At 45.3% G+C, this 13,174-nt stretch carries 9 protein-coding genes; 5 read left to right on the top strand and 4 right to left on the bottom strand.

The window, feature by feature from the left end:
• Positions 1–4: 4 nt before the first annotated feature.
• Positions 5–664 (bottom strand): succinate dehydrogenase cytochrome b subunit, encoded by a 660-nt coding sequence (locus tag KW844_RS01685; RefSeq protein ID WP_218374969.1) that lies wholly within the window; start codon positions 662–664, stop codon positions 5–7.
• A 125-nt stretch (positions 665–789) separates the two neighbouring features.
• Positions 790–2,952: a S46 family peptidase gene (locus KW844_RS01680; RefSeq protein ID WP_218374968.1), complete on the bottom strand. Its 2,163-nt coding sequence runs from the start codon at positions 2,950–2,952 to the stop codon at positions 790–792.
• A 228-nt stretch (positions 2,953–3,180) separates the two neighbouring features.
• Here KW844_RS01680 and KW844_RS01675 point away from each other — a divergent pair, with 228 nt between their 5' ends.
• From KW844_RS01675 to recA, 5 genes are all read left to right on the top strand, one after another.
• A complete protein-coding gene (locus tag KW844_RS01675) occupies positions 3,181–3,612 on the top strand; it encodes a hypothetical protein (protein ID WP_218374967.1) in 432 nt (143 codons plus the stop codon).
• Between the two features lie 57 nt (positions 3,613–3,669).
• The gene (locus tag KW844_RS01670; protein ID WP_218374966.1) at positions 3,670–4,269 is read left to right on the top strand and encodes a ribonuclease HII; all 600 of its coding nucleotides are present in this window, start codon (positions 3,670–3,672) and stop codon (positions 4,267–4,269) included.
• 57 nt (positions 4,270–4,326) lie between these two features.
• Positions 4,327–5,808 (top strand): RNA polymerase factor sigma-54, encoded by a 1,482-nt coding sequence (gene rpoN, locus KW844_RS01665; RefSeq protein WP_218374965.1) that lies wholly within the window; start codon positions 4,327–4,329, stop codon positions 5,806–5,808.
• A 7-nt stretch (positions 5,809–5,815) separates the two neighbouring features.
• Positions 5,816–6,511 carry a hypothetical protein gene (locus tag KW844_RS01660; RefSeq protein WP_218374964.1) on the top strand — a complete coding sequence of 232 codons (696 nt, stop codon included), beginning with the start codon at positions 5,816–5,818 and terminating at the stop codon, positions 6,509–6,511.
• Positions 6,512–7,049: 538 nt separating this feature from the next.
• Entirely contained in the window at positions 7,050–8,063 is a 1,014-nt protein-coding gene (gene recA / locus KW844_RS01655) for a recombinase RecA (protein WP_218374963.1), read from the top strand.
• A gap of 714 nt (positions 8,064–8,777) precedes the next feature.
• Here the strand turns inward: recA and typA are convergent.
• Both typA and KW844_RS01645 read right to left on the bottom strand, forming a co-directional pair.
• The gene (typA, locus tag KW844_RS01650; protein ID WP_218374962.1) at positions 8,778–10,586 is read right to left on the bottom strand and encodes a translational GTPase TypA; all 1,809 of its coding nucleotides are present in this window, start codon (positions 10,584–10,586) and stop codon (positions 8,778–8,780) included.
• Between the two features lie 301 nt (positions 10,587–10,887).
• Positions 10,888–13,116, bottom strand: a complete 2,229-nt coding sequence (locus tag KW844_RS01645; RefSeq protein ID WP_218374961.1) for a patatin-like phospholipase family protein — start codon at positions 13,114–13,116, stop codon at positions 10,888–10,890.
• Positions 13,117–13,174: the final 58 nt, after the last annotated feature.

Below are 13,174 nucleotides of genomic sequence, written 5' to 3'. Positions count from 1 at the left end.
CCAGCTATTTTAAAAAATGAACATAAACAGGAATAAAGGCAAAGCCCGCGCAAATGCCTACACTGTATACCCATCCCAGCACTTTAATCCAGCGTACATATTTGGGATGGTAGGCCCCCAGCGTGCGGGCAGCACTGAAAAAGCCGTGCAGCAGGTGATAGCAAAGTGCTACCATACATAGTACATATACGCCTACGTACCATGTCTGACTATATACTTCCGTCACCAGGGTATACAGGTCTTTATTGCCCTGCGCATCCAGTGGCAGTTGTCCGAACTTATACACATACCAGAAATCGCGGAAATGGATCACCAGGAAAATAAAAATAATGGTGCCCAGCAGGCCCATATTACGGGAGTACCATTTACTTACGCTTCCACGACGGTCATAATGATATTGCTGTTGCCGTGCACGTGTATTCGCCACCGTTATAATGATGGCATAAATCACATGGGCAATGATGCTGGCATAAAGTACCCAGGAAACAATTTTGATGAGAATGTTACCGGAAAGCAGGTGGGAGTATGCATTGAACTGGAGTTGTGAGGTTTCTCCGGGCAACAGTAATTGCAGGTTTCCCAGTAGGTGAATCACCAGAAAAAAGCAGAGGAACAGCCCTGTTAATGCCATCCAGATCTTCCTTGTCAGCGTGGTTTGAGTCATACATGGATTTTTTGTTATTACCAGTTGGCGCTGCCGTTGATAACACCATGTATCCCGAAAATGTTTGAATAAAAAAGCCCGTCCGGAACTTACCGGACGGGCATCATGCTATAAATCAGCAAAGACTATTTCACGATTTTGAGCTCATTGATGATGTTTTTAGCACCACCGAGCTTTTCGATGCACCAGAGCACATAACGCACATCTACACAGATAGTACGGTTGTAGTTGGAATCGAACTGAATTTTGTGGCTCAGCGCTTCGTAGTTACCATCGAAAGCGAGACCGATCAGCTCACCGTTACCGTTGATCACAGGGGAACCGGAGTTACCGCCGGTGATATCGTTGGTGGTGATAAAGCATACTACCACATCGTTGCGTTTAGCATCTTTATATTGACCGAAATCTTTTTTGTTGTAGAGGTCTACGTAGTTCGCAGGCAGATCAAATTCATAATCACCCGGCACATACTTTTCGATTACACCTTTCATGGTGCACACGTAGTCGTAGTTAACGGCATCGCGTGGAGAGTAAGGTTTAACCTGGCCGTAGGATACACGCATGGTGAAGTTGGCATCCGGATATCTGTTGGCGTTAGGCTGCATTTGCATGATACCTTTCAGATATTCGCGACCCAGGTCGTTGTTTTTCACTACGAACTGGTTGTACAGCGGCAGGTATTTACCGGTATAGTTTTTAACAAATGCGCTGGCGTATGCAAAAGCCGGATCAGCCTGGAGGGTTACTGCATCCGGATTTTTAACGAATGCATCCCATTTGGCATCGCTGAAAATCATGGTGTTAGCCATGAGGTTAGCGGCCCATTTGCGGTAGGTAGCATCTTCAGAGAGGCTGCCGTATTTGGAGCCCAGTTCCTGGTAGAATGCTGTTGGTTGCTGGTCTTTAGGGATGTCGTTGTAGTACAGCTGGGCGGTGGCAGCGAGGATTTTCTCATCGCTGGGTTTGTTTTCACCTTCCAGGAATGCTTTGCGTGCTTTATCAGCAGCAGCTACTGCATTTTTCACAGCATCTTTAGGTGCGTTTGGCGTCACCAGTGCTTTTTCTACCTGCAGCAGTGTGGAGGCGAAGCCGGCAACAGGAGAGCCGAGGATACCTTCGGTGAGGTAAACACGACCTTTTGCGTATGGCGTCCAGGCTTTATAGTTTGCTTCGTAGTCTTTCAGGATGCTGGCAAACTCGGGTTTGTCCTGTGCCCATTTTGCGAAGGCCGCTTCCTGTTTTCTTTTATCTTCCAGCACGTGGTATTTCTCGAGCTGTTTGGTTTCACCGTCGAAGAATTTCCAGTAGTTGGCGATACCGGCGTAGGAAGAGGCCAGTTGCAGTTTCACAGCCGGGTCTTTCTTCATTTGCTCGAACATTGCTTTCAGGCGAACGTCACGCAGGTTTACGGTATTCGGGTTTTCTACGGTATTCTTCAGTTCTACACCATAGGAGGTTTCGTAGCGGTTGGTACCACCAGGATAACCGAAAATCATGGCGTAGTCGTTTTCTTTCACTCCTTTGATAGATACCGGCAGGAAGTGCTTAGGCTTCAAAGGCACGTTGTCTTTGGAGTAAGGCGCAGGTTTACCGTTTTTGTCGGCATAAACGCGGAAGATAGAGAAGTCACCGGTGTGGCGTGGCCATTCCCAGTTGTCAGTATCACCACCAAATTTACCGATAGATTCAGGAGGGGTGCCTACCAGGCGGACGTCGGTGTAGCGTTCGTACACAAACAGCAGGTATTGGTTGGCTTTGTACATGGGTACTACTTTGGCTTCGTAACCGGTGCCGGCAGTAGCTTTTTCAATGATTTCGGCGTAACCGGTTTGTTCCTTTGCGGTTCTTTCCGCGCCGGATAAGCCTTTTACAGCTTCTTCCACTTGTTTGGTTACGTCTTCCACTTTTACCAGGAACTGAACAGACAGCATAGGGGAAGAGATCTCCTGTGATTTGTTCTGGGCGTAGAAGCCGTTTTTCAGGTAGTTGTGTTCCACGGTGCTGGCGGAGGCGATAGCGCCATAGCCGCAGTGGTGGTTAGTGAAGATCAGGCCTTCGTTGCTCACGATTTCGCCTGTACAGCCGCCGCCGAAAATGACGATGGCGTCTTTCATAGATGCTTTGTTGATGCTGTATAACTGCTCTTTCGTCAATTTGAGGCCTCTTTTCACCATGTCGTTATACGTTTGCTGCCCCAGCAAATAGGGAAGCCACATGCCCTCATCCGCTTTGGCCCATTTGAAACTTACGGCCATGAGGAGGAGCAAAACCACCAGATGTTTTCTCATAGTTTTTGCAGATTTGTTTTAAGGACCTCAAACCTATGCTTTTTTTTGTTAACCATGAAGTCAGACTGCTATGGATGGCGGATTTAGCCCTTCATGTGGTATTTAAATAAATGTGTTAAATGATCGAACAAAAAAACTGGAATATGATTTGATAAAGGGACCTTCAGCTGGCTGTGCCAGTATTCATTCACCCCCTGTGAACCAGGATAATGTAAAAACCTGTCGTATATGAAAAAATTATGGCTAGTATTTGGAATTGCGGCGCTGGCAGCCTGCCAGTCCGGTCCTTCCCAGGAGCAAAAGAAAGATTCCATCCGGTCCGACCTGCAACAGGCAGGGGAAGATGTTAAATCCGCCGCGGGCAAAACCGGAGACTACTTACAACAGCAGAAACAGGAAACGATAGATACACTGAATGCGCGGATAGCGCAGATTGACCAGGCCACGGAGGAATTAAAGAAAAAGGGAGATAAAAAAAGTAAGGAAGCCCGCCAGAAACTGGAAGAATTGAAGTTACAGATGCAGCACGAAGTGGATGATGTAAAGCAGGCCAGTGCGGAGAAATGGGACAGTACTAAGAAAGCAGCCGAGGAATTTGGGGATAAATCGGGCAAACTGTGGAGCGATTTCAAAAGGGATTTTAAAGACCTGTTTAATTAAGGAGCTTGTTCCTTCTTTTTTAATCATGTAATTTTACCCGGCTTAACAGTTTTGGATTTGCTACTAACTCGATACCAGGAATTATTTTACGAAGCCGGCTGCGATGAAGCCGGGCGCGGGTGCCTCGCAGGACCTGTATTTGCTGCGGCGGTCATACTGCCGGTGGATTTTAAACATCCGCTGCTCAATGATTCCAAGCAAATGAAGGCGGCAGACAGGGATGAACTAAGGAAAGTAATAGAAAGAGAAGCCATCAGTTATGCAGTAGCCAGTGTGGATAATGAAGAAATAGACCGGATTAATATTCTGAAAGCTTCCTTTAAAGCGATGCACCTGGCACTTGAAAAGTTAAGCAATGTGCCGGAGTATATTTTGGTAGATGGTAACAGGTTTACCCCCTATGGTACTGTACCGCATGCCTGTATTATCCAGGGAGATGGCAAGTACGCATCTATTGCGGCTGCTTCTGTTCTGGCTAAAACATACAGAGACGAGTATATGCAGCAACTACACGTAACTTACCCGCACTTTGGATGGGATTCCAACATGGGTTATCCTACCAAACAGCACCGCGAAGCCATACGGGCTTTTGGTGATACACCATACCACCGGAAATCCTTCCGATTGTTGCCGGAACAACTGGAACTCGATTTTTAGGGAGCCAATTTTAATCTAATACAATTACCAATCACTGTAAAAGGATTGGACTGAGATATGTTAAAACAGACACAACAACAGAAGTTATTACAGAAGCTGTCGCCACAGCAGATTCAGTTAATGAAGCTGCTGCAGGTACCTACTGTCAACCTGGAAGAGCGGATTAAAGAAGAACTGGAGGAAAACCCTGCACTGGAGTACGGGGAGGAAGCCCATGAGGATGAATTTAAAGAGCAGGATGAATTTGAGTCCAACGACGATGAATTTGAAGCAGACGGCAGTGAATCCGATTATGATAATATCGATATCTCAGAATATGTGAATGATGGAGATGATGAGGTGGCAGATTATAAACTCAGGGATGATAACTATCCCGACCCGGATGAGAGCAATAAAACCATTCCGGTAAGAGTAGAAACGTCTTTTCACGAGCACCTGCTTAGTCAGCTGGGCATGCTGGAACTGGACGACCGTCAGAACGCAATTGCTGAGCAGATTATTGGCAGCATTGATGATGATGGGTATTTAAGGAGAGAAGTAAGTGCGATTGTAGACGACCTTTCCTTCTCCCAAAATGTATCTACAGATGAAGAGGAAATCAAAGAGCTGATCAAAAAAATCCAGGAATTTGATCCACCGGGAGTTTGCTGTGCTGATCTGAAAGAGTGTTTACTCCTGCAACTGAAACGCAAGCCGCAGGATGATCTGGGAGTACGCACGGCCTACCTGATCCTGGAAAATTACTTCGACGAGTTTACGAAAAAGCATTACGAAAAAATACAGAAGGCGCTGAGCCTGACTGATGAAGCGCTGAAAGAGTCCATCAATCAGATTATTCGCCTGAATCCTAAGCCGGGAGGTAACTATGCGACGCTGAATAAGGCGGAAAGCTATGTACTGCCCGACTTTTTCATTATGAACAACAGCGGCAAGCTGGAATTGACGCTTAATTCCAGGAATGCTCCTGACCTCCGTATCTCCGGCGGTTACCGTGACATGCTGAGGGAGTATGACCGTGGTGATAAAAAGGACAAACGTCAGAAAGAGGCGGTGTTGTTCATCAAACAGAAAATAGATGCTGCCAAGTGGTTTATTGACGCCATCAAGCAGCGCCAGCATACCTTGTTGTCCACGATGGAGTCTATCATGGATTACCAGCGTGAGTTTTTCCTGACCGGAGATGAAACCACCATGAAACCTATGATCCTGAAAGATATTGCGGATCGTACGGGACTGGATATCTCTACGGTGAGCCGTGTGGCCAACAGCAAGTATGTGCAAACGGAATTCGGCACATTCAAACTGAAATTCTTCTTCTCTGAATCGCTGTCTACCGATAGCGGTGAGGAAGTATCCACCAGGGAGGTGAAGAAAATCCTCTCAGATCTTATTGAGGCGGAAAACAAGCGTAAGCCTTTGAGCGATGAGCATCTGACCAAGATGTTGCAGGACAAAGGGTATAACATTGCACGCAGAACCGTGGCCAAGTACAGGGAGCAGTTAAACATCCCGGTGGCCCGTTTAAGAAAAGAACTTTAATCCGATCATGAACCAGGAAGCCATACCATTACATGGAAGTAACCACCAGCCGGCGCCGGAGTTTTCGCCGCGGGCACGTGCCTTTGCGCAGGTAGTTTCTTACATTACACATCCGCTTTTCATTCCTACGCTGGTAACCTTTCTGGTTTTACAGTCGCTCCCGGAATACTTTGTAGCCTTTAAGATGTCGAGCAAGCGATTTGCGTTCGACATGCTGTATTTCAGGGTAATCATCATCAGCCTGTTTTTTCCGTTACTGACGGTGATGCTGGCGAAGATGCTGGGTTTTATATCTTCGATATACCTGAATACCCAGCGCGACAGGATCATTCCATATGTGGCGATCATTATTTATTATTTCTGGGCTTTTTACACATTTCTGGAAGAAGGTGCAGCACCAAAGTTCTACACGGCATTTTTCCTGGGCATGTTTCTCGCCATCTCTATCTCCTTCGTTACCAATAGCTTCTGGAAAACCAGTATGCATGCTACCGGATGGGGCGGGGTGATAGGATTTTTATTATCACTGATGTGGGGGATGCATATGAATGTATCCTTGCCGCTGATCATTACCTTTTTTGTGGCGGGGATGGTTGGCACGTGCCGTATGATGCTGAAGGCGCATACGCCTGCTGAGATTTACATTGGTTTTATCATTGGTATTATTACGCAGCTGGCCTCGTGCTGGATGCTGGTGATTTAATATACTCAACCCATATTCCTTGTTCTGTATTTAGCTACTAAATTAGAACAAGGAATAGAGTCGAGATGTTAGAATAGCGAATAAAATTTTTTGGGGTTTAACCTGAACAGCCCACTTGCTGTGGTTACATGTCGGTAACTTTGGATGCAAAGGCCGCAAGGCAGGCTAACAAACAACTAACAAACAGAAGGGTTAACAACAACAACTAAACTTGACAATACAAAAGTCCAGAATTTTCCATTGTGACTCAAGCGTATAACTACGCTTTTTAAAAAAGCGGTAGTATTCCCACTCTCCCATTTTCAGTCGGTTATAATTTTTTTTGAAAGATTTTTTCATTGCGCACATCCAATGCGTAATGCCGGATGATCTTTGTATTGTTGATGGGAATTAACCTGATCACAAAAAGGGATCTACTATTTTTTTTAGCAACCGAAAATAAAATGCTAAAAAATTTAGGAAAATAAAAAATAAGTTTTAATTTAGCATTCCAGTTCGTGATTTGCTTATCATTTAAATTTGTAAAAAACTAACTTATATGTCTACAGCCAATGCAGAAAAACTAAAGGCGCTTCGCCTTACAATGGACAAGATTGAGAAAGATTTCGGAAAGGGATCTGTGATGATGATGGGCGAGAAAGCGGAAGCGCCGATGGAAGTAATTTCTACCGGTTCTTTAGGCTTGGATATAGCGCTTGGAATTGGCGGTTTTCCGAAGGGCAGGATCATAGAGATCTATGGGCCAGAGTCTTCCGGTAAAACAACCGTTGCGATACATACAATAGCAGAAGCACAAAAGAAAGGTGGTATCTGCGCAATTATAGATGCGGAACATGCTTTTGACAGCAGCTATGCGAGAAGGCTGGGTGTGGATGTGGATGCACTGTTAATTTCCCAGCCGGACCATGGTGAGCAGGCATTGGAGATTGCGGATCGTCTGATTCTCTCTGGTGCGGTGGATGTAGTGGTAATTGACTCCGTTGCAGCGCTGGTTCCTAAAGGGGAGCTGGAAGGTGAAATGGGAGAAAGCAAAATGGGTCTGCAAGCCCGTCTGATGTCTCAGGCGCTGCGTAAGCTGACTGCTACCATTGCAAAAACTAACTGCTGCTGTATATTCATTAACCAGTTACGTGAAAAGATCGGTGTTATGTTTGGTAATCCAGAAACGACTACCGGTGGTAATGCACTGAAGTTCTACGCTTCTGTGAGATTGGATATCCGCCGTATGAGTCAGATTAAAGATGGTGATGAGGCGATTGGTAACCGCGTAAAAGTGAAAGTGGTGAAAAACAAAGTAGCTCCTCCTTTCCGTCAGGCTGAATTCGATATCATCTATGGTCTGGGTATTTCCAAAACCGGAGAGCTGATTGACATGGGTGTGGAATACGGCATCGTTCAGAAGAGCGGTAGCTGGTTCAGCTACGACACTAATAAGCTGGGTCAGGGCCGTGATGCAGTAAAACAGTTACTGCTCGACAATCCGGAGCTGGCAGCAGAAATTGAAGGAAAAATCAAAGCTAAACTTGCTGAACAAAAAGCAGCAGAAGCTTAATAACAAAGAAATCCACTGACAAATAATACCATAGCCTTAGTGATAAACTAAGGCTATGACAAAAATCAATGCCGCATTGCGGCCTGGGGATGCTATTGCCTGAAGTAATTGGGTATAAAGGGTAATAGATTCACTGGTAGCTGATCAGTTCTCAGACCTAAGCGTATATAAAATACAGCATAGGACCTGCTTAGACTTAAGCGCCGACTGAAGGACTAAGGACTTAAGCTTTGTTGACTTAGAATAGAAGCTGATTGATTAAGGTTATTGCTGTCAGTATTAGATAAAGATATCCGATAGCATATCAACATTGTCTGATATACCTGTACAACACCCATCCATTAACCCCAAAACGGTGTATCAGACAATATAGCTATCGAAACGAAACTGAAAATCGTTTTAGTTTTAGTAAGCATTGGGTTAGTATGCACATCCCTGCCTTTTCCTGGGCGGGGATTTTTTTTGCTGTAATGAATCTGCATTCGGGAACCTGGTTTAGATGTAAATCCATAGTGTGCGGCCCTATCGGCGGAACACTATGGATTTGGCTCCTGGACCGAAGGCATAGGAGAATAATGTATAGCGTTCGGCCCTATCGGCGGACCACTATGCCTTTGTCTCCCGGACCGAAGGCATAGGAGAATAATCCAGACCTCTGCATAAAAAAAGCCGGTGGATCACTCCACCGGCTTCGCTATAATATCAGGCTGAAAATTAAGCTTCAGCTTTATAACTCTTCGCATATTTCTTACGATCTTCCTCATCCAGCATTACTTTACGCATACGGATGTGGTTAGGCGTAACCTCGATACACTCGTCAGGCTGGATATACTCCATGCATTCTTCCAGTGTCATCAGGGTTTTAGGTGCAATGTTGGTAGCTGCATCACTTCCGCTTGCGCGCATGTTCGTCAGTTTTTTACCTTCGTTTGCATTTACAACCAGGTCACCAGGCTTGTTATTTTCACCGATGATCATACCCTTGTACACTTCTTCTCCTGGATCAACAAAGAAGAAACCACGATCCTGCAGTTTGTCCAAAGAGTAACCGGTAGTAGTACCAGCTTCCTTAGCAATCAACACACCGTTGTTACGGCCAGGGATCGCACCTTTCCAACCTTTGTACTCACTGAAACGGTGTGCCATTACAGCCTCACCAGCAGTAGCTGTCAGCATCTGCGTACGCAGACCGATCAAACCACGGGAAGGAATTTCGAATTCCAGATGCTGCATTTCGCCTTTGGTTTCCATGATCAGCATTTCACCTTTACGACGGGTAACCAGGTCGATTACCTTGCTCGCAAATTCCTGAGGAACGTCTACTACCAGGATCTCGTAAGGCTCACTTTTCTTACCGTCAATGTTCTTAACGATAACCTGTGGCTGACCTACAGTCAACTCATAACCTTCACGACGCATGGTTTCAATCAATACACCTAAGTGCAGGATACCACGGCCATATACCAGGAAGCTATCCGCATTGTCAGAATCAACAACACGCAGCGCCAGATTCTTTTCAGTTTCTTTAATCAAACGATCACGCAGGTGACGGCTGGTTACAAACTTACCATCCTTACCAAAGAACGGAGAGTTGTTAATACCGAACAGCATGTTCATAGTAGGCTCATCTACACTGATCACTGGCAGGGCTTCAGGGAACTCAGCATCAGCAATGGTATCGCCAATGTTGAAACCTTCAATACCAACCACCGCACAAATATCACCCGCAATTACTTCTGTAACTTTTCTCTTACCCAGGGCTTCGAAAATATACAACTCGCGAACTTTTTGTTTTTTGATGGTACCATCAGCCTGCATTAAGCTGATCCACTGGTTCTCAGCAATAGTACCGCGGGCAACTCTACCCACAGCAATACGACCAAGGAAAGAAGAATAATCCAGGGATGTAATCTGCATCTGAACAGTACCTTCCTCTACTTTAGGCTCCGGAACGTGTTCCAGGATACCATCCATTAAAGGAGTAATATCTTCTGACTGAGTCAGTGAACTGTTGAACCAACCATTCTTACCAGAACCGTAGAAAGTTGGGAAGTTCAGCTGCTCCTCATTTGCATCCAGGTTGAAGAACAGTTCGAATACTGCATCATGCACCTCATCAGGACGGCAGTTCTCTTTATCCACCTTGTTGATAACCACAATTGGTTTCAGATTCAGCTGCAGCGCTTTCTGAAGTACGAAACGAGTCTGAGGCATTGGTCCTTCAAAGGCATCCACCAGCAGGATCACACCATCAGCCATTTTCAATACACGCTCTACCTCACCACCAAAGTCGGCGTGGCCCGGAGTATCAATCACGTTGATTTTTGTACCCTTATATTCAACAGAAGCATTCTTACTGAAGATAGTGATACCACGCTCTCTTTCGAGATCGTTACTATCCATGATCAACTCACCGGATTCCTGATTCTCACGAAATACGTTAGTGTGATGAAGGATTTTGTCCACCAAGGTAGTCTTACCATGGTCTACGTGTGCAATAATAGCAATATTACGAATATTCATATACTTATGTCTTTAGCTATCAGCCATTAACAAATTTTCCGCTAATAGCTACAAAATGAGGCCGCAAAGGTACGAAAATGTGGCGAGAATGCAGGCGCCTCACCTTTAAATAAATGTAATCATTTGGTCACGTCGATAATTATCAGTACAAGAGCATGATTTCCAGAAGTTTATACACAACTAATTGTATATCACTCTTCTAAAAAAGCAAATACCTTTGACCAAACCATATTTAGTAGAAATTATATCGTAGTACTGCTCACCCTGCTACATGGAAGCCTACATAAAATTCATCATGCCACTACTGCAGGAGCTTTACCACATAGTCCAATGCACTCTGATTGGCAGGGTTTTCAATCGCATTGGCAATGTCCAGCTTTTCACGGCTGGTCAGGTGCCAGGATAATGCCGCGGCTTTGTCCTGGTGCTGGGGTACATACTGGAAAATCACCCGGTGAAACTTGTTCGGGAAATACCCTTCCATGTAATTGATCAGGTCATCCTGATCAAAGTCCTGCATAGCGCTCCAGTGCTGCTGCATCGTGAAAAGCGGCTCAAACAATAAATCCGGAAGATCCTTTGTTTTCTTGATGGGAGAAATATCATTCTTACGGGTATCACGCACCTGGATATACACCACGTCTGAAGTATTTTCGTTTATCCATTCCCGAAAGCTGTATAAATAACGTAGTGTTGTTTGCTGGCCAAAGTTATCCCTGATGCCTGCATCCATCACATCCACAATTGGATTGCTCGGTAAAAACGCATTTGGCAATACATATGGAAACGTAGCGCACATGCGGATAGCACTGGTAACAAGTAAACCAGGCGCATCCTGGCGGGAAAAATACTGCGTAAAATCAACCCCGTCAATATCCCTTACCTGCCTGGTGGGATATTTATACTCAGGCGCACATAAGTAGCTGATTGGCAACGGGCTAATCATCAACCGGCGACCATCAGCGTTAATTGTTGCATTCCAGATCAACATCGGAATAGTAGCCGTTTCTTCTGCCTGCTTATAATCCTGAATGATTTTATTGAGAATGTTATCGGTGTTCTGATTCAACTGTTTTTCAAAAGCATAGCCCCTGTCTTTCGCATAATGATTATTGCCAATTTTAAAAGTCCAGAAAGGCGCAATGAAATCATTAACCGCCATGGCAGTAAATACAGGATTGAGCAGGTCTTTAGATACCTTCTCCGGGTATACTAAACTTGACAGCTGCACCTGTTGCCCCTGCTGCTGGCGATAATATAACTCCCTGAAGTAAGTGGCGCCCATCATGCCACCGGAAGCCCCCGTCATTAATACGGTATGAGGCATCAAACGGCCTTGCAGCAAGCTGTCAAGCCGTTGCAATACGTGCATCGTCCAGGTGGCGCTACGACTCCCTCCCCCGCTGAAGTTCATCACGATCAATGGCGGCTTCTTATCCGCAGGAAATTTAGCCCGCCATTTCTTCAGCACTTCGAGGGTTTTTACCTTGTCGGTATCAGCTCTCTCCCTGGTAAAAAACTGCTGCAACGCTTGTGGACTATATTCCGGGCGATTCTCCTTATGCTTATAATCTAATCCGTAGGCTTTATTCCGGTTATCGATCAGGTCATGTTCCACCATCCAGTTCACGCCAAAAAGCATGACCAGCAATATGGGGATAGACCATGTTTGCAGCATATACGAAAAGGCTCCTGCTATCCCGATCAGGAACGCAAAAAATATCAGTACGCTGGCGCCGGCAGGAATTCTGAACGCATTATAATCCATCATACTGGACAGTATCACCATAAAAATCAGCGCACAGCCAACGGCGATCATCGCCGCAAAGTGATGCTGCTTCAGGATGGAATCCAGATAATGCTTATTGTAATGGTCCACTTTCCTTGCTCTTCTGATACGCCAGAAGGTAGAGAAGTAATTGTTTACCGGCAGTGCGTTCTCGTCCGGCTCCTGGGTAGGCTTAAGAATGGTGCGCAGGAAATTGCGCGGGTTCCCGAACTTCCGCTCCAGGCGGCGGCCGATATTTTTATCCGCATTAAAGAAATAGAAAAATGAAAAGAAGATAATAAACAGCACGCCACTGATAAAACCTTCTGCCAGCAGAAATATTTCCGGAATGGTGCTCAGCTCCTGGTAACGCTGATACTCCCACCCCCGATACAGCAGGCAAATCAGGAAAGCCAGCGGGATGATAGAGTTATTCAGACAATACCGGAAAAAAGGCTGGCTGGTAGTAGCCAGAAATTTAAACCTGCCGGTGTGGAGAATAAAAGTAGTGATATGCCAGCTCATAATGAAAATGCCTGTGGCAATCCCAAGGATGGCTGTACTGTAGAAATTCACCTTGCCAAGGTATTCCGGGGCCAGATATAAGGCGTCCCCTCCGAATACCTTGGCAAAACCACCATTGATGGTGCTGAATAATATCACCCAGAAGATCAATAACACCTGGTACTTCCTGAAATGCAGGAGTAACAGCTGTACAGGGAAAGAATAGTATGTTTTGATAAGCAATAACTTCACCTTCATCGGACGATAATTACAAATAAAAATACGGATTTGCAACTATGAAACCGTATTTATACCC

Origin of the sequence: Chitinophaga sp. sic0106 (assembly GCF_019219075.1) — a bacterium.
GTDB lineage: Bacteria > Bacteroidota > Bacteroidia > Chitinophagales > Chitinophagaceae > Chitinophaga.
This window is presented reverse-complemented; position numbering and strand designations above follow the sequence as displayed.

Bases quoted from the DNA above. Each gene is read 5' to 3' on its own strand.
- rpoN (WP_218374965.1), top strand. From the start codon at position 4,327: ATGTTAAAACAGACACAACAACAGAAGTTATTACAGAAGCTGTCGCCA.
- typA (WP_218374962.1), bottom strand. From the start codon at position 10,586: ATGAATATTCGTAATATTGCTATTATTGCACACGTAGACCATGGTAAG.
- KW844_RS01680 (WP_218374968.1), bottom strand. From the start codon at position 2,952: ATGAGAAAACATCTGGTGGTTTTGCTCCTCCTCATGGCCGTAAGTTTC.
- KW844_RS01645 (WP_218374961.1), bottom strand. From the start codon at position 13,116: ATGAAGGTGAAGTTATTGCTTATCAAAACATACTATTCTTTCCCTGTA.
- recA (WP_218374963.1), top strand. From the start codon at position 7,050: ATGTCTACAGCCAATGCAGAAAAACTAAAGGCGCTTCGCCTTACAATG.
- KW844_RS01675 (WP_218374967.1), top strand. From the start codon at position 3,181: ATGAAAAAATTATGGCTAGTATTTGGAATTGCGGCGCTGGCAGCCTGC.
- KW844_RS01660 (WP_218374964.1), top strand. From the start codon at position 5,816: ATGAACCAGGAAGCCATACCATTACATGGAAGTAACCACCAGCCGGCG.
- KW844_RS01685 (WP_218374969.1), bottom strand. From the start codon at position 664: ATGACTCAAACCACGCTGACAAGGAAGATCTGGATGGCATTAACAGGG.